We start from the raw sequence: 23397 nt of genomic DNA on the forward strand, positions 1-23397 counted from the left end.
ATGACCTTCCAACGCTACGGCGCCCGGCGCTACGGCAGCGGCGACATCATCCACGTGCCGTTCGTGCGCGCCGGCAATTGGGTGTTCGGCACCGGCCTGCGGGCCGTCCTGCCCAACGGACTCGCGGATCCGGCCGTGCTGCGCGCCGATCGCCCCTTGGGGTTGGCGCCGCAGGCGCAGCGCGAAGCGCAAGCGATCTTCGAGACCATGCGGCGGCAACTGGAAGAGGCCGGCAGCGGCATGGACCGCGTGGCCCGCCTGGACCAGTATTACCCCGAGGCGCGCTTCGTCGATCCCTATCACGTCGCCCGCAAGCAGGCGCTGGCGGGGCAGGTCGCGCCCAGTACCTCGGTCATCGTGGATCGCCTGCTGAATGTGGATGTCTCCATGGACGTGCAGGTCATGGCGGCCACGGCCGCCAGCGGCTACACGGCGGAGAAAGCCGGCACCGGCACCTTGAACGTGCCGCAGACTTCCGGCTACGCGCCCTGCCTGCGCATGGGCGACATGATTTTCGTGGCCGGCCAGCTGGCGCGGGACGGCACCGGCAACATCGCAGCCGAGGCCCGCGTGGCGGATGGCCAGATGTGGAACGGCACCCGCATCAAGCTGGAGACCGACTACCTGGTGCAGAAACGGCTGGTGCCGGCGCTGGAAGCGGCGGGCAGCCGGCTGGACCTGGTGCTGAAGGCCCAGGTTTACCTGAGCCACGGCGAGGACCTGGCCGCCTTCTGGCAATCCTGGTCGCGCGCTTTCGATGGCCACGTGCCGCCCACGACCGTCGTGCCGGTGCGCCATCCCGCCTTCGGCACCCGCGACGCGACCATCGAAGTGAACCTGGTCGCCGCGCACGCCTCCGCGGCCGATCGTGTGCGCGATATCGATTGCGACGTTTCCCTGATCGCCACGGACATGCTGCCGGCGCGCGTGTTCGATGGCGTGTTGTTCGTGGCCGGGCTGATGGGCATCGAGGACGGCGGCCTTTGCCGGGCCGCCCATGTGCAGGCCGGCGCGCCTTACTATGACGACCCGGTCCACGCCCAGATGGCCGACATCCTGGAAAAGGCCGCCATCATCTTCGCCGCCGCGGGCACCGACCTGGGCCGCGTCGTCCGCGCCCTCCATTTCCATACGGAGCTGGCGGACTTCCGCCGTGGCTACCTCGCTTGGGATCCTTCCCTGCGGCGAACCGGCCTGCCCTTCAGCGCCATCCAGGTCGCCGACGAACTATTCCTCGCCGGCGCCGCCGTCATTCTGGATTTGTGGGGGTATGTGCCGTGAAGGAGCGGAATGCCATCCCGATGGAGGCGTAATTTCCTGTTCGATATTGTGGCGGCGCGACGCCCAGATATTGGTCCTCGATGGAGGTACGGGCAAGCCGGTAACCGGATCACCCATCAGCGCGCCCAATTGCGACGAGTGGGCGAGCAGGCCGGCGATATCGCTCGATGGAAAGCAAGCCTATTTTGCAAGCTGCAACGAGGCGCCGACGTCGGTGTATATCGTTGATCTGGTTCATCTGCAGGCCAACGGTAGGGTAGGCGGTTTCAGAGCTGCGGCGGTCGCGGTCTGCCCATGGCTCGGAATGGAAAACTGCTGGTCCTCAGCGGTGACAGCATCATTCCCGTGGACAGCATAACGAATACCGCCGAGCCTGCAATGGCGATCGATAATGTAAACGGCCTCGCCAATGCATTGAGTTGCAGTCGTGTCACGGACCGGGCGGCGGTGTCCGTCGAATTGAAAAATATGCAGGGCGGGATCATGAATGTCGATGTGCTCAACATCATCCCGGGCGTTCATCCCCCCTTCATCCCCCTCAAGGCTGGTGGCGCTTACGCCGACGGGCCTTTGTGTTTCGATCGTCTCGGTAATCTTTACGTCGCGGATTCGGGGGAGGAAGGTTTCGTAGCCGCAATACCCGCGTCCTATCTGGAGGCGCCGGAAAGCAAAAAAGCCCTGATTTCTCAGGGCTTTCAGCATGATCGTTGTCGTCAACAACGTTCTTGAATTCTGGCGGAGCGGACGGGGCTCGAACCCGCGACCCCCGGCGTGACAGGCCGGTATTCTAACCAACTGAACTACCGCTCCGCAGCGGTGTATTTGGACAACATCGCGAACGACGCTGAACCTACAACCTTGCCAACATTTAAGTTGGCGTCCCCTAGGGGATTCGAACCCCTGTACTCACCGTGAAAGGGTGATGTCCTAGGCCTCTAGACGAAGGGGACCTTGAACGTGATACTGCAACTTCGCTTTCGACTGGTGGAGGTAAGCGGGATCGAACCGCTGACCTCTTGCATGCCATGCAAGCGCTCTCCCAGCTGAGCTATACCCCCGTGTACTTCTAGCGAAATACCAGGCAAAAGTCCTGCAAAATCAGCGCTGGGAATTGCAGCATGACTGCTCACTGCGACTGTTCTTGCCGGCTTTTTGACTGTGCCGTTGGCGAAGAAACGAGATTATGCACGACTTTTTTTGGGCGTGCAAGTTGGCCCGCTGCGGTGCGCAGGCATGGCAAATGCCGCCCGGCAGGCCCGCTGAAGCCTATGAGACCGCGCAAGGAGCATCACATGAGTCCCACTTCCTTTCTGGTCCGCCCGCTGGGCCGCACCGACATGCAGATTACGCGCGTGGGTTTCGGCGCCTGGGCCATCGGGGGAGCGGGCTGGGCTGCGGGAGGGGGGGCGCAGGACGATGCCGATTCCATCGCGGCCCTGCGCCACGCGGTGGCGCGCGGCATCAACTGGATAGACACCGCGGCGGTATACGGGCTGGGCCACTCCGAGACGCTGGTCGGCCAGGCGCTGAAGGGCATGGGAGCCAGCCAGCGGCCCTATGTGTTCACCAAATGCGGCCTGGTGTGGGACAAGGACCAACCGTCCGCGCCGCCACGCCGCGTGGGGGCGGCGCGCAGCCTGCGCGCCGAGGTCGAGGCCTCGCTGCGCCGCCTGGGCGTGGAGCGCATCGACCTGTACCAGATGCACTGGCCCGCGAACGACGGGACCGCGCTGGCGGAATACTGGCAGACCCTTCTGGACCTGAAATCGGAAGGCAAGGTCCGCGCCGTGGGCCTGTCCAACCACAACGCCGCGCAGCTGGAGGATGCCGAGCGCCTGGGCCACGTCGATACCTTGCAGCCGGCGTTTTCGGCCATCCGCCGCGACACGGCCGCCGACCTGCTGCCCTGGTGCGCGGATCACGGCACGGCTGTCATCGTGTACAGCCCGATGCAGTCCGGGCTTCTGAGCGGGGGCTTCAGCGAAGCGCGGGCCGCCGCGCTGCCCGCCGACGATTGGCGATCGCGCAATGCGGAGTTCGCCGGCGAGAACCTGCGCCGCAATCTCGCCCTGGCCGACGTCCTGCGGCGTGTCGCCGAGCGGCATGGCAGCACGGTGGCCGCCACCGCCATCGCCTGGACGCTGGCCTGGCCTGGCGTCACGGGTGCCATCGTGGGCGCACGGTCGCCTGGACAGGTCGACGGCTGGCTGGGCGCCGCGACGCTGGAATTGGACGACGACGACATGGCGGAAATCGCCGCCTTCATCGAAACCAGTGGCGTGGGAACCGGGCCGTCATCGCCAAGGCGGCAGGCCGGCGCGGACTTGCCGCTGCGCGGCCAGTAGGCTTGCGCTGGGCGATGACCGGCGTTCCGCCGCAACGCGCCCGTAGCCGCTACACCGTGGGCCGCCGCCGCGTCCCCAGCAGGACCAACAGACCCAGCGCCACCGCGCCCATGATCGCCATGTTGCCGGTGCGGACATAAGGCGTCAGCCCGGTCATGCCCTGCACGGTGGTTTCCAGCGCCGTCATCCGCATGGCCGGCGCCTGTGCCAGCACGCGGCCTTCGGGGTCGATCGACACGGTAAGCCCGGTATTGGTCGCCGCCAGCATCGGCCGCGCGGTTTCCAGGGTGCGCATGCGTCCGATCTGCAGGTGCTGGCGCAATGCCCAGGTGTCGCCGAACCAGCCCAGGTTGCTGATATTCACCAGGATGGAGGCGCCCGGTTCGCCGTTCGCGCCTGGCCGTATCGCCGGCAGCAGTTCCTCGCCGAACAGGTCCTCGTAGCAGATGTTCAGCGCCAATTGCTGGCCCGCGATATCAAATGGCGCCTGGCGCGTATCGCCCCGGTCGAAATCGCCCAGCGGGATGTCCAGCAGGCGCACGAACCAATGAAAGCCCGGCGGTACGAACTCGCCCCAAGGCACCAGGTGCTGCTTGTCGTAGCGCATGGCCACGTCGCCCGTGCGCAGTGCTTCCACCGGCGTGGTGCCGTCGAAGGCGACCGCACTGTTGGTGTAGCGGTCGCGGCCATCGACCACGCGATGCAGCGGCACGCCCATCACGATGGTGGCCTGGCGTTCCTCCGCGATGCGGCGCCACAGGTTCCAGGCGCGCGGATCTAGCTGGTCCTGGAAGACGGGCAGCACGGTTTCCGGCAGGATGATGATCCGCGGCGCGGGCGAGCCCGTCGCCGGCGGCATGGATGCCTGGTTCATATGCTGCAGCAGGCCTTTTTCCATCAGCCCGGGATCGAATTTCTGCGACTGTTCGATGTTGCCCTGGATCAGGCGAACCTGCAGCGGCACACCCTGGGGGCGGGACCATTCGATGCGCGACATGCCCCAGCCGGCCAGCGCGACGACGACGGCCAGCGCGGCGGCCACGCCATCGCGTGGATCGCGCGGCACGTCGGCCGGCCGCCACAGCGCGGCCAGCGCGGCGGCCGCGAAGGCCGCCAGCCAGGCGATGCCGTACACGCCCACCACCGGCGCCCAGCCGGCGTAGGGGCTGTCCACGTGCGCGTAGCCGATGTTCAGCCAGGGAAAGCCCGTCCACAGGGTGCCGCGCACCCATTCCAGCGCCGTGAAACCGCAGGCGAAGGCCAGGGCGGCGCGCAGCCGGCGCGCCGGCGCGGCATCGGCCGACAGCGGCGCCAGCCAGCGCGCGAGTACACCGCCCGCGGAGGGAAACAGCGCGATGAATCCCGACAGGGCCAACACGCCGGCGGCGGCCAGCGGCGAGGAAAGGCCGCCATAGTCGTGCATGCTGACGTACAGCCAATACAGGCCTAGGGCGTAGCACGCGAAGTGGAATATCCAACCGTCCCACAAGGCCCGCCGCAGCGTGGGCGCGGCCAGCTGCCGGCGTGCCAGGATCGCCAGCATCACGACCTGCACCAGCGCCAGCGCGCCGTCGGGCAGGGGATCGGGCGCGAATGTCAGGGCTTGAACGGCGCCGGCCACGGCCATGCAGGCCGCGCCCGTTGCCCGGGGGTGGCGCGTCATCAAGGAGGTCATTCGGCGTCGGCGGGGGGCGTTGCGGGCGGGGTGGCAGGCAGTCGCTTCACGCGCAGCCACAGGGCGCGGCGTGCGTCGGCGCGCACCACCTCGAAGCGCAGCCCGTGGCGTTCGGCGACGTCGCCGCGGCGCGGAATGCGCCCCAGTTCGCCGCCCAGCCAGCCGCCGATGCTGTCGTATTCGTCGTCGGGCAGCGCCAGGCCGAAGGTCTCGTTGAACTTGTCGATATCCGTCGCGGCCTGGACCCGCCACTGGTTCTCGCCTTCGGGGAAGATGGTGGCTTCGTCGTCTTCGTCGAATTCGTCTTCGATGTCGCCGACGATTTCCTCCAGCACGTCTTCCATGCTGACCAGGCCGGCGATGCCGCCGTATTCGTCGATGACGATGGCCAGGTGGTTGCGGCTTTCGCGGAAATCCCGCAGCAGCACGTTCAGACGCTTGGATTCCGGCACGAAGACCGCCGGGCGCACCAGCGAGCGCAATTCGATGTTGGGCTCCAGCATGCAGCGCAGCAGGTCCTTGGCCAGCAGGATGCCCAGGATATTGTCGCGGTCGTCCTCGAACACCGGAAAACGCGAATGCGCCGTGTCGATGATGACCGACAGCAGGTACGGCAGCGGCTGCGCGATATCCAGCAGGTCCATGCGGGAACGCGGCACCATGATGTCGCCGACGGTGCGTTCGGACACAGCCAGCGCGCCCTTGATCATCGCGTACGACTCGCTGTCCAGCAGCTGGCGTACGTGGGCGGCCTCGAGTATGGCCTTGATGCCTTCACGGTCCTCGGGTTCGCGTCGAACCAGGGACAGCAGGCGGTCGAGCAGGGATTTGTTCGCAGGCTTGGCTTGACGCGGGGTATCCGCGTCGTTCGCAGGGTAGGGGTCAGGCATCGTCCAGCGGACAAGTTACAAAAAACCCAGCATAACCGATGTTGTGCGGCACTTTTGTAACGTCGCGGCGGGGATTACCCCAGGGATGCGGCAACGTACGCGGCGGTCACCGCGGCGCGTAGGGATCGGCGATGCCTATGTCCCCCAGCACCCGGGTCTCCAGGCTTTCCATGCGCTTGGCCTCGCGCGCCTTGATATGGTCGTAGCCCAGGGCATGCAAGGCGCCGTGGATAGTCAGGTGGGCGGCATGCGCCAATGGGGTCTTGCGCTGTTCGCGCGCCTCGCGACGCAAGACCGGCAGGCACAGCACGATATCGCCGCGCGCGACAGAGTCGGGGCCGACCCCGTATTCGAAAGTCAGGACATTGGTCGCGTAATCCCGGCCGCGGAAGGCATGGTTGAGCTGACGGCCTTCGGCCAGGCCGACCACGCGCAGGCTGATCTCCGCGCCGCGGAAGGCCACGAGTCCGTCGTCGCGTGCGGCGCAGAGCGCGCGTGCGATCCAGCGCCGCAGCCGCCAGCGGGGCAGGGCAGCGGCCTCGACGGCATATTGCACGGACAGCGAAAGGGCGATGGAATCCGCATCGGCCAGGCGTGTGCCGCCTTGTGCCTGCCGTGGCGCGTCCTGCGTCACGCTGCGCGCGCCACGGACTTGCCGCCGCTTCGCCTGTGCCCGTTCGCCGCCCGTCCGGGCGCGCGGGGCGTCACTCTTCATCCGCCGCGGCCTGTTCGTAGGCGTCGACGATGCGCGCCACCAGCGGGTGGCGCACCACGTCGCGGCTGGTGAAGCGCGTCGTCGCGATGCCCTGTACGTCCTGCAGCACGCCCACCGCGTGCGCCAGGCCGCTCTGCTGGCCGCGCGGCAAGTCCACCTGCGAGGGGTCGCCCGTGATGACGGCCTTGCTGCCGAAGCCGATACGCGTCAGGAACATCTTCATCTGCTCCGGCGTGGTGTTCTGCGCTTCGTCCAGGATCACGAAGGCATGGTTCAGCGTGCGGCCGCGCATATAGGCCAGCGGCGCGATTTCGATGGTCTGCTTTTCGAACAGGCGCTGCACCCGTTCGAAACCCATCAGGTCATACAGCGCGTCGTACAGCGGGCGCAGATACGGATCGACCTTCTGCGCCAGGTCGCCCGGCAGGAAGCCCAGGCGTTCGCCGGCTTCCACGGCGGGCCGCGTCAGCACCAGCCGCTGCACTGTGTCGCGTTCCATCGCGTCGATGGCGCAGGCCACGGCCAGCCAGGTCTTGCCGGTGCCCGCCGGGCCGATGCCGAAAGTGATGTCGTGCTTGAGGATGTTTTCCAGGTAGTCGCGCTGGCGCGGCGTGCGTGGGCGCAGGTCGGACCGGCGGGTGCGCAGGGCGATGCCTTCGCTGTAGTCCTCCAGCGCCGGCAGCGCGGCGGCATGCAGCGCGGGCCGGCCGCCGTGCGCGGCCGTGTCGCGGCCGATGCCGATTTCGACCAGGCCCAGCTGGATATCGTCCACGGACAGCGGCTTGCGCGTGGCCTGCTCGTCGAAGCGGCGCAGGGCCTGGGCGGCCAGTTCCGCCTGTTCGCCTTCCAGCGTGATGCGGTTGCCACGGCGCGACAGCTTCACACCGAGCCCGTCGGCCAGCTGGCGCAGGTTTTCGTCGAGCGGGCCGCACAGGTTGGCCAGCTGGGCGTTATCGCCGCCCACCTGCACCGTGACGCCAGTCGGCTTGCGGGGCGCGCGCGCGCGTGCGCCCGTCATGCGGCCTCCGCGGCGTCGGCCAGGACGACCCGGGCGCGCAGCGAATTCGGATAGGCCTCGGTGATGGTCACGTCGATCATGTGGCCGATCAGCCGCGGCGGCGCCGGGAAATTGACGATGCGGTTGTTTTCCGTGCGGCCCATGAGCTCGTTTGGATCGCGCCGCGACGGTCCCTCGACCAGCACGCGCTGCGTGGTGCCCACCATGGCGCGGCTGATGGCCGCTGCCTGCTCGGCGATGCGCGCCTGCAGCCGCTGCAGGCGCTGCAGCTTGACCGTCTGCGGCGTGTCGTCGGCCAGGTCGGCCGCCGGGGTACCCGGACGGCGCGAATAGACGAAGGAAAACGACGTATCGAACCCGATGTCGTCGATCAGCTTCATGGTTTTCTCGAAATCTTCTTCGGTTTCGCCGGGAAAGCCCACGATGAAGTCGGACGACAAGGTCAGGCCCGGGCGCGCCTCGCGCAGGCGGCGGACGATGGACTTGAATTCCAGCGTCGTGTAGCCGCGCTTCATCGCGGCCAGGACGCGATCGCTGCCCGCCTGTACCGGCAAGTGCAGGAAGGACACCAGCTTGGGCAGGCGCGCATGGGCCTGGATCAGGCGCGGCGTCATTTCCTTGGGATGCGAGGTCGTGTACCGGATGCGCTCGATGCCGGGGATCTCGTGCACGTATTCCAGCAGCATGGCGAAGTCCGCGATCTCCTCGCCGTCGCCCAGGCGGCCGCGATAGGCGTTGACGTTCTGCCCCAGCAAGGTGACTTCCTTCACGCCCTGGTCCGCCAGGTCGGCGATCTCCACCAGGATATCGTCGAAGGGGCGCGATACTTCCTCGCCACGCGTGTAGGGCACGACACAGAAGCTGCAGTATTTGCTGCAGCCTTCCATGATGGACACGAAGGCGGTCGCGCCTTCCACGCGCGGGGGCGGCAGCGCATCGAATTTTTCGATGCTGGGGAAGCTGATGTCGACCTGGGCGCGGCCTTCGGCCTCGCGCTGGCGGATCAGTTCCGGCAGGCGGTGCAGGGTTTGCGGGCCGAAGACCACGTCCACGTAAGGTGCGCGCTTGACGATGGCTTCGCCTTCCTGGCTCGCCACGCAGCCGCCCACGCCGATGACCAGGCCGGGCTTGGTTTTCTTCAGCTGCTGGACGCGGCCCAGGTCCGAGAACACTTTTTCCTGGGCTTTTTCGCGCACGGAACAGGTGTTGAAGAGGATGATGTCCGCGTCTTCCGGGGTGTCGGTCAGTTCCACGCCCTGCGATTCGCGCAGCACGTCGGCCATTTTGTCGGAGTCGTACTCGTTCATCTGGCAGCCGAAGGTGCGGATGAACAGTTTGCGGGGAGAGCCGGAAGCGGAAGCGTCGGCAGGCGCGGCCGCGTCGTCGCGCGCGAGGATGGTTTCTTGCATGTCGGAAGCCGTGGCGGGTGTAGATCCCGGGGGCGCAGAGGGGAAAAACAGAATTTTACCCTGGATGCCATCCGGTCTTGGTATTGTCTCGGTCCGGCCCGGACAGGAGGCCGGATACGCGTTCGACCGCACGGGGCGGCGCCGCGCAATCACCGATGGCAGAGGGAATATGTTCCAGAACAAGGGCTCGCGCGGCAATGCGCGTCGCGACCGGACGGCGCGCCGCGCACGCGTCGATGCCAGGGCACGCTGGGTAGGGGCCTGGGTCCTGGCGCTGTTGCTGATCGGCTGCCTGTCGCTGTTCGTGGACCTGCCCCTGGCCCGGTGGCTGCATGCCAACGTGACGCCCACCGTCGACCAGGTATTCAAGTGGATAGGCAAGGTGGGCGACAGCAACAACTACGCGTGGATCGTCCTGCTGGTCTATATCGCCGCGATGGCGGGGCTGCGGCGCGGCCGGGATGGTGCCGCAGGCGGCGCCTATGAGCGCGTGGCGCGCGGATCCCTGTTGCTGATGGCGGCGTGGATCGCCGGCGGCATCGTCACGGGCCTGCTCAAGCAGACGGTGGCGCGCGCGCGGCCCGAATTGTTCTTCGAGCAGGGCTTCTATGGGCTGGGGCAGGCCTTCCAGGGCAAGCCCTTCAATTCCTTCCCGTCCAGCCATGCGCTGACGGCCTTCGTCCTGGCCTCGGCGATCGCGGTGGCGGCGCCGCGCTGGCGCTGGCCCGTCTATGCGGTGGCCGTGCTGGCGGCGGTGAGCCGCCTCGTGAACCTCGATCATTTCGCCTCCGACGTGACGGCATCGGCGTTGATCGCGATCACGGCCGTGCATGCGATCAGGCCGTGGGTCATGGACGGCGCCTACCGCTGGCCCACCCGCCCGCCCTGGCGCTGGTTCGCCCGGGAAGCCGGGGGCTGAGCATTGCGGCACCGGTCCCGCGATGGCATCGACGTCCGCGGGCACGGAACGGTTCAGCCGCCGTCCTGCTCCAGTTTTTTGGCGACGCGCCTGGCCAGGTCCAGCAGGGGATCATCGGACGGATACAGTTCGTGCCTGCCCACGATGGGAAAGCTGTGGCCTTTCCAGAATGTCCGTGGGTCGAAACGAAACTTGGCGACCAGGCGCCGCCCGAAGTCCATTTCATGATGCAGGTACAGCGCTTTCTGGCCGATGCCGGCGATCTCCGGATATTCCCCCAGCAGATAGCCTTCCTGCAGATGCGGCCGCACCGCGGACGGCGGACACACGCTGGACAATCGCACCGTCTGCAAGCCGGCTTCCGCGCTGACCGTGATGCCGCCGCTTAGATAGGGCACGCCCAGCACGAACACATAGGCTTCCCGATCCGCGCCATGGCTGGCGAAGGACGCGGCGATCCGCAGGGAGTGCGTGACGTCGAGCAGGGGCGTGGCGCACACCTCGTAATGCTGGAGTATGGCCCAGCGCACGATGCCGTGGCGTCCCATGCGCTCCATGCCCAGCAACCCCGCCGCCAGGTATTCCTCGGCCAGGATTTTTTCGGCGGCCGTCAGCCTGGCGAAGCGCTTGCGCAGCTCGTCCAGGCTGGGGTTCTTATGTCCCGTGCCGCGCAGCAAGCTGGGCTTCAGCGAGGAGTACCCGGCGCGGTTGCGATAGTCGCCCCCTTGGCCGCGGAACAGCAGGATATGGTCGCGATTGTGGAATTGCAGTTCGGCGACCTTGGTCGCCAGATCGAAATACGAGGCCACTTCATAGGCCGCGGCCTTGCGATAGTCCTGCCGCTGCACGACGGTCGCGCCCGGCGATCCGTTGGTGAAGGACCATAGCTTGTACTCGGTAATGGTCTCCAAGGCATTGTTCCTTCGTCGCGGCGCCCGCGGGTGCCGCGGGACGCCGTGCTGAATGCGTGCGTTACTGGCCCAGCCACTTCGTCCGGATCTGCGCGTATTCCCCGCTGGCCTGGGCCAGGTGCAGCCATTGATCCACGAACTGCTTGAACACATCGTCGCCCTGGGGCAGCAGATAGGCCATCTCCGCATACTGCAGCGGCTTGTCCGGGTTGACCGCGCACAGCTCCGGGTGGGCCTTGCTTTGCACGATGGCCTCGGCCGCCTCGGTGACGAAGACATCGGCCTGGCCCTTGATCAATTCGTCGAAGATGGTCAGGTTGTCCGGATGCATCGTCAGTTTCGCATGGCTCAGCCGCGTCTTCGCGAAACGTTCGTTGCTGCCGCCGGGATTGGCGATCACCCGCACCGAGGGCTGGTCGATGGCCTCGACGGTCTGGAACCGGGACACGTTCTCGCAGCGCGTCAGCGGCGTCTTGCCGTTGATCATATAGGGGATGCTGAAATACGCCTGCTTCTGGCGCTCCAGCGACACCGAAATGCCGCCGGCCGCGATATCGCATTTGCCGGCGACGAAATCGGGCAGCAGGTTCGCCCACGTGGTCTTGATGTACTGCGGCTTGGCCTTCAGCGCGGTCGCCAGTGTCTGCATCAAATCCACGTCGATGCCTTCGAACTCGCCTGGCGCATGCTGGAAGCTGAAGGGCTTGTAGTCGCCCGGCGTGCAGACGCGCAGCACGCCGCTTTGTTCGACGCGGGCCAGCGCCGAGCCGGCGGCGGCCGGCGGGGCGGCCGTGGGGGCCTGGGCGAAGGCCAGGGCCTGGATGGACAACAGGGTCAGGGCGGCAAGGATCTTCATGGGCGGGATTCCATCGTGACGGGAAAGTGCAAGGTCCGCCCACTTTAATCGCGCCGCCGCTTTCCTTCAGTGCGGGTTTGCACGGCTTGCCAAGCCGGGGCGCCATCCGGCCGGCCGTGTTCTCGTCAGCCATCTACAATGGCGACGGTTTCGCCGCCTTCGGTCCCGACGGCCGCTTGCTGGCCACCCAGCCGCTGCCGGGCAGCCATCATGCCAATCTTGCAATTTCGCCGGATCAGGCCTGGGTCTATGGCACTGTCAATGACAGCGAAGGAAGCCCGGGCCGGGTACACAATCCCGTCCGGGCCGCGGCTGACGCAGGAGGATCGCCATGACGGGCAGGATACGGCTGGACAAATGGCTCTGGGCGGCGCGCTTCTACAAGACGCGCAGCCTTGCGGTGGAAGAAATCGGCAAGGGGCGGGTGCTGGTCAACGACCAGCCCGCCAAGCCGGCGCGCGAAGTCGGCGAAGGCGACTACATCACCATACGCAAGGGCGAACCGCCCATCCGCGTGCTGGTGCGCGCCGTCAGCACCATACGCGGGCCTGCCGCCGCGGCGCGGCTGATGTACGACGAAACCCCGGACAGCATCGCCGCGCGCGAGCGCGCCGCCGAAATGCGCCGGCTGGCGCCGGAGCCCGCCCTGGATATCGCCCAGGGCCGCCCCACCAAGCGCGACCGTCGCCTGATCGACCAACTGCGCGGCAAATAGCGGGGCTCGGCCCGTCGGTATGCCGCCAGTGCATCCAGGTGCATGGCGGCCGCGGTCCGCGCCGCCATGCACACTGGCATACACATCGCCATTCAATCCGCGCCGATTTCCGCGGCTGCCGGTGTCGGCGCGGGAACTTGCCGGTTCAGCACCGAATGGTGCCGCGAGTAGGCAAAATAAACGACCAGGCCCACGGCCAGCCACGCGCCGAAAGCCAGCCATGTGATGGCCCGAAGGTAAGACATGAGCGTGACGCATGCCACCACGGCCAGGGCCGGCACGACCGGCACACCCGGGCAGCGAAACCCGCGATGCAAATCGGGGCGGGTCTTGCGCAGGACGATCACGGCGATCGAGATCAGGCTGAAGGCCGACAGCGTGCCGATGTTGATCAGCTCGGCAAGGGTGCTCAAGGGCACGAATGCCGCGACCACGCCGAAGAGTATGCCCACGACCCAGGTCGCCAGGAAGGGCGTGCCGTACTTCGGATGTATCGTGGAGAGCCTGCGCGGCAGCAGCCCGTCGCGCGACATCGCGAAAAGGATGCGCGTCTGTCCGTAGGTCATGACTAGGATCACGGTGGTCATGCCCAGGATCGCGCCCACGTCGACGAAGCCGGCCACCCAGTTCTCCTTCGCGTAGTTCGGCGCCAGTGCGATCGGATCATTGACGCCGAGGAAACGCTGGTAAGGCACGATGCCCGTCATGATGGCGGCCACGGCCACATACAACACGGTGCAGACGGCGAGCGAACCGATGATGCCGATGGGCAGATCCCGCTCGGGCCGCGCCACTTCTTCCGCTGCCGACGTCACCGCATCGAAGCCGATGAATGCGAAGAAGACCAGTGCGGCGGCGCTGAAGATGCCCGTATATCCAAACGGAGCGAAGGGATGCCAGTTCGCCGGTTGAACGTGATGCACGCCCACCGCGATAAACAGCAGCACCACGGCGACCTTGATAATCACCATGACATTGTTGACGCGCGTCGATTCCTTGATGCCGATCGACAGCATGGCCGTGAGCGCGAGCATGATCAGCAGCGCGGGCAGGTCCATCCATGTATGGACGCCGGGCAGCGCGCCTGGCGCGGCGCTCAGCGCCACGGGCAGCTTGAGCCCGAAGCCCGCCAGCAGCGATTGAAAATAGCCTGACCATCCGGCGGAAACGGCCGATGTCGCGAATCCATATTCCAGGATGAGGTCCCAGCCTATCATCCACGCGACGAACTCGCCCAGCGTCGCATAGCTGTAGGCGTAGATGGAGCCCGTGACCGGCACCGTGGACGCGAACTCCGCATAGCTGAATGCCGCGCAACCACAGGCCAGCGCGGCGAAGATGAACGAGATTGTCAGCGCCGGCCCAGCCGTGACCGCGCCGGTTCCGGTCAGGACGAAAATGCCCGTTCCGATGATCGCCCCGATTCCCATCAGGATCAGATCGAACGGTCCCAGCACCTTCTTGAGGTTTCCAGGCACACGACTTGACGCAATCATGGCATCTATATTTTTTGTTCGGAAGATATTCACCGCATGCCTCCAAGAGAAATGCTGTCCCCTCCCCCGAGCTCGTGTGGGCGGGCAGCATATCACCGCGGCAATGCGGTCAGGATGGATACGGTGGTCGTGGATTTTTTTTGATTCAACGCCTGTGTGTACGGACGCTGTGGCGATGGGCGGCGCGTGTGCGCCCCGCATCTGCCTGCCGCCTGACCGTGGCCTGGGCGGCATCGGCGTGATCGCGGGCGCAGCGCAACCGGGCCGGTGGCGCCGCGCCCGTGGCCATCACGCCGGACAATTGAGCTGCGTGGCCAGATGCCCCATATCGTCGGCGATCCAGTCCCAGTCCTGTTCGGCGCGCAGATTGGTTTTCTGCGCCGGGCCGTATTCCGAGGGCCGCAGGATGAAGGCTGTCCTGAAGCCGCACTTGCGGGCAGCGGCCAGATCGGAATTGTGGGCCGCCACCATGCAGATTTCCTCCGGACGCAGGTCCAGGACCTCGGCCGTCCTGAGGTATGCCTCGGGCGAGGTCTTGTACGCCTTGACCACTTCGGCGCCCAGGATGGCGTCCCAGGGCAGGCCCGCATGCTTGGCCATGTCCGTCATCAAGCGGATATTGCCGTTGGACATCGGCGCGATGATGAAGCGCTGCTTCAGGCGGCGCAGGCCCGCCACCGAATCGGGCCACGGCTGCAGGCGGTGCCAGCTCAGGTTCAGGTCGCTCAGCGTTTCCTCGGGCAGGGCCGCCACGTCGATGCGATAGTCGGCCAGCAGCGTCTCCAGATTCTCCCGGTGCAGCACATCCAGCTTCACGAAGGGGCGGCGTCCGGTGCGGACTTCCTCCAGCGCCGGCTGGTACTTCTTGCGCCATGCATTGGCCACATCGTGCGGGTCGTCCTTGATGCCGTGCTTTTCCAGGAAAGGACCCAACTCCCGGGCGACGCTGGTACGCCAGTCCACCACCGTCCCAAACACGTCGAAGAGCAACGCCTTGATCATTTTTTCGTCCGCCATGGTCTCCACCATTCATCGAGAAACGTCGATGCGGAAGTCTAACCCCGGTGATATTCTCGCGGCTTAATCGTCGCTGAACCTCAGGGCCGGGTTGGCCGCGGGAGCACGCAATGGCGCATGGCGAACACAAATACCAGGTGCAAGTACGGTGGACGGGCAACCGCGGCAGCGGTACCTCGGGCTATGGGGCATATGGACGAGACCACGTCATCCGGGCCGACGGCAAGCCCGAGATCGCCGGCTCGGCCGATCCGGCATTCCGGGGGGACGCCCGGCGCTGGAACCCGGAGGATCTGCTCGTTGCGTCCGCATCGGCGTGCCACAAGCTCTGGTATCTGCACCTGTGCGCCGATGCCGGCATCGTGGTGCTGGATTATGTGGACAACGCGGAGGGCACCATGGCGGAAGCGCCCGGCAGGTTCACGGCCATCGTGCTTCGGCCGGATGTCGTCATCGGGGCCGGTGGCGACCCCGATGAGGCGAAGCGCCTGCATCATGTGGCCCACGGGAAGTGCTATATCGCCAACTCGGTGAATTTCCCCATCACCTGCGAGCCGACGATAAGGCTCGCCTCGGGCTGACGGCGGGCCGGCGCGGACGAGGTAGCGCGTCCTTCGGGCGGCCGCGCGGACGCGCTCAGGGGTGTGCCCTCCTGTCGCTGCGCGACATCCTCCCCGTGGGAGGGAGCGCGTCCTTCGGGCGGCCGCGCGGACGCGCTCAGGGGTGTGCCCTCCTGTCGCTGCGCGACATCCTCCCCGTGGGAGGGAGCACGTCCTTCGGGCGGCCGCGCGGACGCGCTCAGGCCACTTCCGGCCCGTCTTTCTTGGCGGGCTTGACCAGGTCTTCGCGCTTGACGCCGAACCACATGGCCAGCGCGGCGGCCACGAAAACCGACGAGTAGATGCCGAACCAGATGCCGATGGTCAGGGCCATCGCGAAGTAGTGCAGGGTGGGGCCGCCGAAGAACAGCATGGACAGCACCATCATCTGCGTCGAACCGTGCGTGATGATGGTCCGGGAAATCGTCTGCGTGATGGCGCCGTTGATGATTTCGGGCACCGGCGCCTTGCGCTGCTTGCGGAAGTTTTCGCGGATCCGGTCCATGATGACCACGGATTCGTTGACGGAATACCCCAGCACCGCCAGCACGCCGGCCAGGACCGACAGCGAGAATTCCCACTGGAAGAAGGCGAAGAAGCCCAGGATGATGACCACGTCGTGCAGGTTGGCGATGACGCCGGCCAGGGCGAACTTCCATTCGAAGCGGATGCCCAGGTAGACGATGATGCCCAGCACCACGAACAGCAGGGCCATCAACCCGTTGTGCACCAGTTCCTGGCCGACCTGCGGGCCGACGTATTCCACCCGGCGCAGCTCCACCGACGGATCGGCGGCCTTCAGCTCCTTCAGCACGGCATCGCTCTGCGCCGAGGACGTCTGGCCGGACTGCAGCGGCAGGCGGATCAGTACGTCGCGCGACGTGCCGAAATTCTGCACCTGGAAGTCCGTGTAGCCCAGCTTGGCCACCGCGCCGCGCACCGATTCCAGCTGCGCGGTCTGCGCATAGTTGACTTCCATCACCGTGCCGCCGGTGAATTCGATCGACAGGTGGAACCCGCGCGTCAGGATGAAGAACACGGCGGCCAGGAAGGTCACCGCGCTGATGATGTTGAGCACCAGCGCATGCCGCATGAACGGGATGGTGCGGTGGATACGGAAGAATTCCATGTTTCGCCTTGCTTTGGTTGGGCCCCGCGCCTGTGACGCCGCGTGGGCCCGGTCCTTGTCGTGTTATGTCGCGATACCGTTCAGGCCTTGGCCTTGGCGTCTTCCGACGGTTTCCACACCTGGCCGATGGAGACGCTCGCCAGCTTCTTGCGCCGGCCGTACCACAGGTTGGCCAGCGCCCGCACGCCCACGACCGACGAGAACATCGAGGTAAGGATGCCCAGGCAGTGCACCACCGCGAAGCCGCGGATGGGACCGGAACCGAAGGCCAGCAGCGCCAGGCCGACGATCAGCGTCGTCAGGTTCGAATCCAGGATGGTGCCCCAGGCGCGCTCGAAGCCGTGATGGATGGCCTGTTGCGGCGACGCGCCATTGCGTAGTTCCTCGCGTATCCGTTCGTTGATCAGCACGTTTGAGTCGATCGCCATCCCCAGTGTGAGCGCGATGGCCGCGATACCGGGCAAGGTCAGCGTCGCCTGCAGCATGGACAGCAACGCCAGCAGCAGCAGCACGTTCACCGCCAGGCCGATGGTGGAGAATACGCCGAACAGGCGGTAGTACAGGATGATGAAAACCGCGATCGCCAGGAAGCCGTACAGCGTCGATGCGAAGCCCTTGGCGATGTTGTCCGCGCCCAGGCTGGGGCCGACCGTGCGTTCCTCGATGATCGACATCGGGGCGGCCAGCGCGCCCGCGCGCAGCAGCAGCGCCGTGTCCGCGGCTTCCTCGGCCGTCATGCTGCCGGAAATCTGCACCTGGCCGCCGGGGATCTCGCCGCGGATGACCGGCGCGGTGACGACTTCGCCCTTGCCGTTTTCGAACAGCAGGATGGCCATGCGCTTGCCGATGTTGTCGCGCGTGACGTCGCGGAAAATGCGCGCGCCCTTGGCGTCCAGCGTCAGGTGGACGGCGGGTTGCTGCGTCTGCTGGTCGCGGCCCGGCTGGGCGTCCTGCAGGTTTTCACCGGTCAGGATGACCTGGCGGCGCACCAGCAGCGGCCGGCCGTCGCGATCGGCGTAGCGTTCCAGGCCGAAGGGGACGGTATTGGCGGCCAGCGCGGACTGCGCGGCAGGCGAATCGTCCACCATGCGGATTTCCAGGGTGGCCGTGCGGCCCAGCAGTTCCTTGGCCTTGGCCACGTCCTGCACGCCCGGCAGTTGCACGACGATGCGGTCGTTGCCCTGCTGCTGGATGACCGGTTCGGCCACGCCCAGTTCGTTGATACGGTTGTGCAGCGTGTTGATGTTCTGCGTCAGCGCGCTTTCCTGGACCCGCGTGATCGACGCCGGGCTGAGCGTGCCCACCAGCTGCGGCTTGGCGCCGTCGTTCTGGTCGACGAACTGCAGGTCCGGCATGCGCGAGCGCAGGATGGAGACGGCCTTGTCGCGGCTGTCCGCATTGGGGAAGGTAGCGGTGATCGCCTGGCCGGTGCGGTCCACGGTGGCGCCGGCCACGTCCTGGTCGCGCAGCACGCTGCGCACGTCGGCCGCCAGGGAGTCGTAGCGGGCGGTCAGGGCGCCCTGCATATCGATCTGCAGCAGGAAGTACACGCCGCCGCGCAGGTCCAGGCCCAGGTACATGGGCTTGGGCTCGAACCAGCCCAGGGCGCGCATCCAGGGGGGCGAGGCGGGCAGCAGGTTCAGCGCCACTGTGTAATGCGGGTCGCCGGGGACGGTATTCAGCGTTTTATCGAGCAGGTCGCGCGCCTGCAGCTGCTGGTCGGTGGACGAGAAGCGCGCGCGGATGGTGCCTAGCGGACCGTTCTGTTCGTAGTACGCGCCGGCCGTGGGTATCTTGGCCTGGTTCAGGATCTGTTCCACCGTGCCGAGCAGCGCGTTGTCGACCTTGACCGTGGCCTTCGCGCTGGAAATCTGCACCGCGGGGGATTCGCCGTAGAAATTGGGCAGCGTATACAGCAGGCCGATGACGACCGCGATCAGGACCGTAAGGTACTTCCAGAGGGGATAGCGGTTCATGGCCGGCTACTGACTTTTGACGAATGACGGTTGGGCGGAAAGCCGGGACACTGTGGGGCGCGCCGCGCGGCATTCGCACCGCCCGGCCACCCCCTGGGACGCTTACAGCGCCTTGATGGTTCCCTTGGGCAGGACGGTCGAGACGGCGGACTTCTGCACGACGACTTCGACCGGCTTGTCCGCGGCTTCGGCGATTTCCACGGTGATATAGGTGTCGGTGACGCGCGTCACCTTGCCCAGCACCCCGCCGGCGGTGACGACTTCGTCGCCCTTGCTCAGCGCGGCCAGCAGGTTGCGATGCTCCTTCTGCCGCTTCATTTGCGGGCGGATCATCAGGAAATACAGGATGACGAACATCAGCACGATGGGCAGGATGTTCATCAGCGCGCTTTCGGTAGCGGCTGCTTGGGCAACGACAACGCCGAGGGTGTCGGAAAAGGACATCGAATTCTCCTGGTGGGATCCGCCGTGCGGATCCGGTTATTGGGTTTTTGGTCTGGTTCTGGGTTTTTTTGCGAGCCTGCGCATACCGGGCAGCCCGCTATTGTAGCGAAGCTGTCCGCCCGGGGAAGCGCCGCCCCCCAAGGTGTTACGGCCTGCCGCCCTCGAGCGGCAGGCCCGGCGCCGGCGGCGGGGGCGCCGCTAATCGACGCCGCGCGCCCGATCGGCGGCGAATTGCGCCCGCCAGGCGTCGAAGCGGCCGGCCGCGATGGCCTCGCGCATCTCGCCCATCAGGGTCAGGTAGAAATGCAGGTTGTGCAGGGTGTTCAGCCGCGCCCCGGTGATCTCGTTGGCGCGTTGCAGATGGTGCAGGTAGGCCCGCGTGAAATGCCGGCAGGTATGACAGGCGCAAGTGGGGTCCAGCGGACGCGTATCGTCGCGGTAGCGGGCGTTGCGGATCTTGACGTCGCCGTAGCGGGTAAAGAGCCAGCCGTTGCGCGCATTGCGGGTGGGCATGACGCAATCGAACATGTCCACGCCTTGCGCGACGCCGGCCACCAGGTCTTCCGGCGTGCCCACCCCCATCAGGTAGCGCGGCGCCTGGGCAGGCAGCCGCGGCGCCACGTGCGCCAGGATGCGCATCATGTCTTCCTTGGGCTCGCCCACGGAAAGGCCGCCAATCGCGTAGCCGTGGAAGCCGATATCCAGCAGGCCCGCCAGCGATTCGTCGCGCAGCCGTTCGTACATGCCGCCCTGGACGATGCCGAACAGCGCATTCGGGTTGGCCAACTGGTCGAAGGCGTCGCGCGAGCGCCGCGCCCAGCGCAGCGACATGCGCATCGAACGCGCGGCTTCTTCCTCGGTCGCCGCGCGGCCCTCGATTTCATAGGGCGTGCATTCGTCGAACACCATGACGATGTCGGAATTCAACGCGCGCTGGATGCGCATGGATTCCTCCGGCGTCAGGAACAGGCGCGCACCGTCGATGGGCGAGGCGAAGCGCACGCCTTCCTCGGTGATCTTGCGCATGCCCTGCAGGCTGAACACCTGGAAACCGCCCGAATCGGTCAGGAGGGGCTTGTCCCAGCCCATGAATCCGTGCAGGCCGCCATGCTTTTCCATGATTTCCGTGCCCGGGCGCAGCCACAGGTGGAAGGTGTTGCCCAGCACGATCTGTGCGCCGATCTCGGCCAGTTCGTGCGGCATCATGGCCTTGACGCTGCCGTAGGTGCCCACCGGCATGAAGATGGGCGTTTCGACGACGCCATGGTTCAGCGTCATGCGTCCGCGCCGGGCGGCGCCGTCGGTGGCAAGGAGTTGGAAGTCGAGTCCGGTCATGATGTCTGGGCCGCGGCCGCTTCGATGAACATGGCGTCGCCGTAGCTGAAAAAGCGATAGCGCTGCGCCACGGCGTGGGCATAGGCGCGGCGGATGGGCTCCATGCCCGCCAGTGCCGACACCATCATCAACAGCGTCGACTGCGGCAGGTGGAAGTTGGTGATCAGGGCGTCCAGTGCCTTGAAACGATAGCCTGGCGTAATGAACAAGCGGGTGTCGCCCTGCGTGGCACGCAGTGGCAGGTGCTGCGCGGCCGCCGATTCCAGGGCGCGCGCGCTGGTGGTGCCCACCGCGACGACCCGCCCGCCGGCGGCCTTGGCCCGGGCGATGGCGTCCGCCGTGGCCTGCGGCACGGTGTACCACTCCGCGTGCATGACGTGGTCGGCGATGTTTTCCACCCGGACAGGCTGGAAGGTACCCGCGCCGACATGCAGGGTGACGAAGGCTTGCGCCACGCCCTGGTCGCGCAGCCGGTCCAGCATGGACGCGTCGAAATGCAGGCCCGCGGTGGGCGCCGCCACGGCGCCGGGCTCGCGCGCGTAGACGGTCTGGTAGCGCGTTTCGTCCTGCGCATCGGCGGCGTGGGCGATGTAGGGCGGCAGCGGCGTGGCGCCGTGGGCCTCCAGCAGCGCGAGGACGTCGCCGGGGAAGGTCAGGTCGAACAGTTCGCCGGCGCGGCCTTCGACCACGGCCTCGAAGGCGTCCGCCAGACGCAGGATCGTTCCCGGGCCGGGCGATTTGCTGGCGCGCACGTGGGCCAGCGCGCGGCGCGGGCCCGTGATGCGTTCAACCAGTACTTCTATCCTGCCGCCGCTGGCCTTGTGCCCGGTCAGCCGCGCCTTGATGACGCGCGTGTCGTTGAACACAAGCAGGTCACCGGGGCGCAGCAGGGCGGCGATGTCGGCGAAGCGGCGGTCGTGCAGCCCGCCTTGCCCATCCAGGTGCAGCAAGCGGCTGCCGCCGCGCTCCTCGCTGGGATGCTGGGCGATGAGCTCGGGCGGCAGTTCGTAGTCGAAGTCGGCGAGGCGATGGGAAGAGGGAATGGAGGGGGACACGCTCGGATTGGAAATCGTCGAAAGCCAGCCCGCCATTGTAGTAGGCCGGGCGCACGGCCTGGTTCATGCAAGGTATCCTTGGCGCTTTTGGCGTTTCGGCGACGGAAGCGGGCGGGAATGATCGACCAGTGGGGCATGCGGATGGCAAGGTTGGGGCGGCGGGCGATGGCTGGCCTGCTGGTCCTTTCCATGATGGGCGTGGCGCCGGGCGCGGCGCGCGCCCAGGGCCTGGCGCCCGCCTCGGCCAATGCCTTGCCGCATGACCTGGCGGCGGCCTGGCGCGCCAGCAAGCTGCCCGGCGGCTCGCTTTCCCTGGTCGTCCAGGAACTGGGCGGCCAGCGCCTGCTGTCCATCAACGCCAAGGAGCCGCGCAATCCCGCGTCGGTGATGAAGCTGGTCACCACCTGGTCCGCCCTGTCCAGCCTGGGGCCCGACTACGTCTGGCGCACCGAATTGCTGTCGGAGCCCGGCGCTCGCCTGGGCGCCAACGGCGTGCTGCCCGGACCGCTGTACCTGCGCGCCAGCGGCGACCCCTTCTTCCTGATGCAGGATCTGTGGACGCTGCTGCGCGACCTGCGCCTGCACGGCGTGCGGCAGATCAACGACCTGGTGATCGATCGCACCATATTCGGCCCGGTCGCCACCGACCCCGGCGCCTTCGACGGCGCGCCGGACCGCCCCTACAACGCCAGTCCCGACGCCCTCATGGTGGGTTTCGGGGCGGTGCGCCTGGTGTTCATGCCCGACGCCGCCGCGCGGCGCTGGCGGGCGGTGATCGACCCGCCGCTGCCCGGCGTGACGGTCGGCGGGCAGGTCGAATGGAGCGACGCCGCCTGCGCCGGCGCGCCCGAAGTGGCTACCGAACCGGTCATCACGCAAGAGGGCATGACGCTGCGGCTGACCGGCAAGGTCGCCGGTTCCTGCGGCGAATTCAACCTGTACCGGCTGGCGCTGTCGCAGCCCGATTTCGCCACCGAGGTGTTCCGGCTCCTGTGGCGCGAGCTGGGCGGCACGTTCACCGGCCAGGTGCGCGCCGGCATGGTGCCGCCGGACGCCGTGCCGCTGGCGGCCCACGAATCGCCCCCGCTGTCGGACATCATCCGCACCATCAACAAGCGCAGCAACAATGTGATGGCGCGCCTGCTGCTGCTGACCCTGGGCGCGGAAGGCGGCCGCCGTCCGGCCACGCCGGCCACCGGCGCGGCGGTGGTACGGCGGGTGCTGGACCGCCAGGGACTGGCCATGCCGGAGCTGGTCATCGATAACGGCTCCGGCCTGTCGCGCATCGGCCGCGTCTCCGCGGACAGCCTGGCCTCGCTGCTGACCGTGGCCTGGAATTCGCCGTACATGCCGGAATTCATGTCCTCGCTGGCGATCGCCGGGGTCGATGGCACCGTGCGCCGGCGGCTGCGCGACAAGGACACCCGCGGGATGGCCCACCTGAAAACCGGTTCCCTGGCCAATGTCCGCGCCATCGCGGGCTACGTGCTGGGCAACAGCGGCAAGCGCTACGTGGTGGTCAGCATCGTCAACGACGAGCGCGCGGACGCCGTCCGGCCTTTCGATGACGCGCTGATCAAGTGGCTGGCCGATCGCTGAACGCCCGGCTACG

General features: G+C 66.9%; 21 protein-coding genes and 3 tRNA genes. 7 read left to right on the top strand and 17 right to left on the bottom strand.

Annotated elements, in window-relative coordinates:
- On the top strand, positions 1 to 1281 hold the full coding sequence (locus tag AKI39_RS04095; protein ID WP_066632688.1) for a RidA family protein: 1281 nt from the start codon (positions 1 to 3) through the stop codon (positions 1279 to 1281).
- Between the two features lie 294 nt (positions 1282 to 1575).
- The gene (locus AKI39_RS25410) at positions 1576 to 2010 is read left to right on the top strand and encodes a hypothetical protein (RefSeq protein ID WP_145925189.1); all 435 of its coding nucleotides are present in this window, start codon (positions 1576 to 1578) and stop codon (positions 2008 to 2010) included.
- A gap of 4 nt (positions 2011 to 2014) precedes the next feature.
- Here AKI39_RS25410 and AKI39_RS04105 read toward each other — a convergent pair.
- The 3 genes from AKI39_RS04105 to AKI39_RS04115 all read right to left on the bottom strand — a co-directional run bounded on the left by AKI39_RS04105 (position 2015) and on the right by AKI39_RS04115 (position 2339).
- Positions 2015 to 2091: transfer RNA gene (locus tag AKI39_RS04105), tRNA-Asp, on the bottom strand.
- Positions 2092 to 2155: 64 nt separating this feature from the next.
- Positions 2156 to 2231, bottom strand: a tRNA-Glu gene (locus AKI39_RS04110).
- Positions 2232 to 2263: 32 nt separating this feature from the next.
- A tRNA-Ala gene (locus AKI39_RS04115) sits at positions 2264 to 2339 on the bottom strand.
- Positions 2340 to 2618: 279 nt separating this feature from the next.
- Here AKI39_RS04115 and AKI39_RS04120 point away from each other — a divergent pair.
- The gene (locus tag AKI39_RS04120; RefSeq protein ID WP_201258579.1) at positions 2619 to 3626 is read left to right on the top strand and encodes an aldo/keto reductase; all 1008 of its coding nucleotides are present in this window, start codon (positions 2619 to 2621) and stop codon (positions 3624 to 3626) included.
- 49 nt (positions 3627 to 3675) lie between these two features.
- Here the strand turns inward: AKI39_RS04120 and lnt are convergent, their stop codons facing one another.
- The 5 genes from lnt to miaB all read right to left on the bottom strand — a co-directional run bounded on the left by lnt (position 3676) and on the right by miaB (position 9333).
- The gene (gene lnt, locus AKI39_RS04125; RefSeq protein ID WP_235610746.1) at positions 3676 to 5301 is read right to left on the bottom strand and encodes an apolipoprotein N-acyltransferase; all 1626 of its coding nucleotides are present in this window, start codon (positions 5299 to 5301) and stop codon (positions 3676 to 3678) included.
- On the bottom strand, positions 5298 to 6191 hold the full coding sequence (locus AKI39_RS04130) for an HlyC/CorC family transporter (protein WP_066632700.1): 894 nt from the start codon (positions 6189 to 6191) through the stop codon (positions 5298 to 5300). The genes lnt and AKI39_RS04130 overlap by 4 nt, the downstream gene beginning before the upstream one ends.
- Positions 6192 to 6297: 106 nt before the next feature.
- Positions 6298 to 6765, bottom strand: coding sequence for an rRNA maturation RNase YbeY (gene ybeY, locus AKI39_RS04135; protein ID WP_066642161.1), 468 nt, complete (start codon positions 6763 to 6765; stop codon positions 6298 to 6300).
- Positions 6766 to 6895: 130 nt separating this feature from the next.
- Positions 6896 to 7924 (bottom strand): PhoH family protein, encoded by a 1029-nt coding sequence (locus AKI39_RS04140; RefSeq protein WP_066632702.1) that lies wholly within the window; start codon positions 7922 to 7924, stop codon positions 6896 to 6898.
- Positions 7921 to 9333: a tRNA (N6-isopentenyl adenosine(37)-C2)-methylthiotransferase MiaB gene (gene miaB / locus AKI39_RS04145; RefSeq protein WP_066632705.1), complete on the bottom strand. Its 1413-nt coding sequence runs from the start codon at positions 9331 to 9333 to the stop codon at positions 7921 to 7923. Before miaB ends, AKI39_RS04140 begins: the two co-directional genes overlap by 4 nt.
- A 169-nt stretch (positions 9334 to 9502) precedes the next feature.
- Here miaB and AKI39_RS04150 point away from each other — a divergent pair, with 169 nt between their 5' ends.
- Positions 9503 to 10252: a phosphatase PAP2 family protein gene (locus AKI39_RS04150; RefSeq protein ID WP_066632708.1), complete on the top strand. Its 750-nt coding sequence runs from the start codon at positions 9503 to 9505 to the stop codon at positions 10250 to 10252.
- A gap of 53 nt (positions 10253 to 10305) precedes the next feature.
- On the opposite strand, the gene AKI39_RS04155 is transcribed toward AKI39_RS04150, so the two are convergent.
- Together AKI39_RS04155 and AKI39_RS04160 are read right to left on the bottom strand one after the other, a co-directional pair.
- Entirely contained in the window at positions 10306 to 11163 is an 858-nt protein-coding gene (locus tag AKI39_RS04155) for an FRG domain-containing protein (protein ID WP_066632711.1), read from the bottom strand.
- Between the two features lie 61 nt (positions 11164 to 11224).
- On the bottom strand, positions 11225 to 12019 hold the full coding sequence (locus AKI39_RS04160) for a transporter substrate-binding domain-containing protein (protein WP_066632712.1): 795 nt from the start codon (positions 12017 to 12019) through the stop codon (positions 11225 to 11227).
- A 331-nt stretch (positions 12020 to 12350) separates the two neighbouring features.
- Between AKI39_RS04160 and AKI39_RS04165 the strand changes: the two genes are divergently transcribed.
- Entirely contained in the window at positions 12351 to 12734 is a 384-nt protein-coding gene (locus AKI39_RS04165; protein ID WP_066632714.1) for an RNA-binding S4 domain-containing protein, read from the top strand.
- 92 nt (positions 12735 to 12826) lie between these two features.
- Here AKI39_RS04165 and AKI39_RS04170 read toward each other — a convergent pair whose 3' ends face one another.
- Entirely contained in the window at positions 12827 to 14263 is a 1437-nt protein-coding gene (locus tag AKI39_RS04170; protein WP_066632716.1) for an amino acid permease, read from the bottom strand.
- Positions 14264 to 14518: 255 nt separating this feature from the next.
- Positions 14519 to 15247 (bottom strand): haloacid dehalogenase type II, encoded by a 729-nt coding sequence (locus AKI39_RS04175; RefSeq protein ID WP_066632718.1) that lies wholly within the window; start codon positions 15245 to 15247, stop codon positions 14519 to 14521.
- 110 nt (positions 15248 to 15357) lie between these two features.
- Here AKI39_RS04175 and AKI39_RS04180 point away from each other — a divergent pair, with 110 nt between their 5' ends.
- Positions 15358 to 15828, top strand: coding sequence for an OsmC family protein (locus AKI39_RS04180; protein WP_066632720.1), 471 nt, complete (start codon positions 15358 to 15360; stop codon positions 15826 to 15828).
- 217 nt (positions 15829 to 16045) lie between these two features.
- Here AKI39_RS04180 and secF read toward each other — a convergent pair whose 3' ends face one another.
- The 5 genes from secF to queA form a co-directional block, all read right to left on the bottom strand.
- Positions 16046 to 16975: a protein translocase subunit SecF gene (gene secF, locus AKI39_RS04185; protein WP_066632723.1), complete on the bottom strand. Its 930-nt coding sequence runs from the start codon at positions 16973 to 16975 to the stop codon at positions 16046 to 16048.
- An 80-nt stretch (positions 16976 to 17055) separates the two neighbouring features.
- Entirely contained in the window at positions 17056 to 18951 is a 1896-nt protein-coding gene (gene secD / locus AKI39_RS04190) for a protein translocase subunit SecD (protein ID WP_066632726.1), read from the bottom strand.
- 102 nt (positions 18952 to 19053) lie between these two features.
- Complete coding sequence (gene yajC / locus AKI39_RS04195; RefSeq protein ID WP_066632728.1) at positions 19054 to 19395, bottom strand: preprotein translocase subunit YajC; 342 nt, start codon at positions 19393 to 19395, stop codon at positions 19054 to 19056.
- Between the two features lie 198 nt (positions 19396 to 19593).
- Positions 19594 to 20730, bottom strand: coding sequence for a tRNA guanosine(34) transglycosylase Tgt (gene tgt, locus AKI39_RS04200; protein ID WP_066632730.1), 1137 nt, complete (start codon positions 20728 to 20730; stop codon positions 19594 to 19596).
- Positions 20727 to 21785 (bottom strand): tRNA preQ1(34) S-adenosylmethionine ribosyltransferase-isomerase QueA, encoded by a 1059-nt coding sequence (gene queA, locus AKI39_RS04205; RefSeq protein ID WP_443102987.1) that lies wholly within the window; start codon positions 21783 to 21785, stop codon positions 20727 to 20729. The genes tgt and queA overlap by 4 nt, the downstream gene beginning before the upstream one ends.
- A 165-nt stretch (positions 21786 to 21950) precedes the next feature.
- Here queA and dacB point away from each other — a divergent pair, with 165 nt between their 5' ends.
- Complete coding sequence (dacB, locus tag AKI39_RS04210; RefSeq protein ID WP_076879662.1) at positions 21951 to 23384, top strand: D-alanyl-D-alanine carboxypeptidase/D-alanyl-D-alanine endopeptidase; 1434 nt, start codon at positions 21951 to 21953, stop codon at positions 23382 to 23384.
- The last annotated feature ends 13 nt before the right edge of the window (positions 23385 to 23397 follow it).

Source organism: Bordetella sp. H567 (assembly GCF_001704295.1).
In the GTDB taxonomy this organism is placed as follows: Bacteria; Pseudomonadota; Gammaproteobacteria; order Burkholderiales; family Burkholderiaceae_B; genus Bordetella_C.

Coding starts and splice junctions, on each gene's coding strand:
- AKI39_RS04180 (WP_066632720.1), top strand. CDS start 15,358: ATGGCGCATGGCGAACACAAATACCAGGTGCAAGTACGGTGGACGGGC.
- dacB (WP_076879662.1), top strand. CDS start 21,951: ATGGCTGGCCTGCTGGTCCTTTCCATGATGGGCGTGGCGCCGGGCGCG.
- lnt (WP_235610746.1), bottom strand. CDS start 5,301: ATGACCTCCTTGATGACGCGCCACCCCCGGGCAACGGGCGCGGCCTGC.
- secF (WP_066632723.1), bottom strand. CDS start 16,975: ATGGAATTCTTCCGTATCCACCGCACCATCCCGTTCATGCGGCATGCG.
- AKI39_RS04095 (WP_066632688.1), top strand. CDS start 1: ATGACCTTCCAACGCTACGGCGCCCGGCGCTACGGCAGCGGCGACATC.
- AKI39_RS04130 (WP_066632700.1), bottom strand. CDS start 6,191: ATGCCTGACCCCTACCCTGCGAACGACGCGGATACCCCGCGTCAAGCC.
- AKI39_RS04160 (WP_066632712.1), bottom strand. CDS start 12,019: ATGAAGATCCTTGCCGCCCTGACCCTGTTGTCCATCCAGGCCCTGGCC.
- AKI39_RS25410 (WP_145925189.1), top strand. CDS start 1,576: ATGGCTCGGAATGGAAAACTGCTGGTCCTCAGCGGTGACAGCATCATT.
- miaB (WP_066632705.1), bottom strand. CDS start 9,333: ATGCAAGAAACCATCCTCGCGCGCGACGACGCGGCCGCGCCTGCCGAC.
- AKI39_RS04150 (WP_066632708.1), top strand. CDS start 9,503: ATGTTCCAGAACAAGGGCTCGCGCGGCAATGCGCGTCGCGACCGGACG.
- secD (WP_066632726.1), bottom strand. CDS start 18,951: ATGAACCGCTATCCCCTCTGGAAGTACCTTACGGTCCTGATCGCGGTC.
- AKI39_RS04120 (WP_201258579.1), top strand. CDS start 2,619: ATGCAGATTACGCGCGTGGGTTTCGGCGCCTGGGCCATCGGGGGAGCG.
- yajC (WP_066632728.1), bottom strand. CDS start 19,395: ATGTCCTTTTCCGACACCCTCGGCGTTGTCGTTGCCCAAGCAGCCGCT.
- tgt (WP_066632730.1), bottom strand. CDS start 20,730: ATGACCGGACTCGACTTCCAACTCCTTGCCACCGACGGCGCCGCCCGG.
- AKI39_RS04165 (WP_066632714.1), top strand. CDS start 12,351: ATGACGGGCAGGATACGGCTGGACAAATGGCTCTGGGCGGCGCGCTTC.
- AKI39_RS04140 (WP_066632702.1), bottom strand. CDS start 7,924: ATGACGGGCGCACGCGCGCGCGCGCCCCGCAAGCCGACTGGCGTCACG.
- AKI39_RS04175 (WP_066632718.1), bottom strand. CDS start 15,247: ATGGCGGACGAAAAAATGATCAAGGCGTTGCTCTTCGACGTGTTTGGG.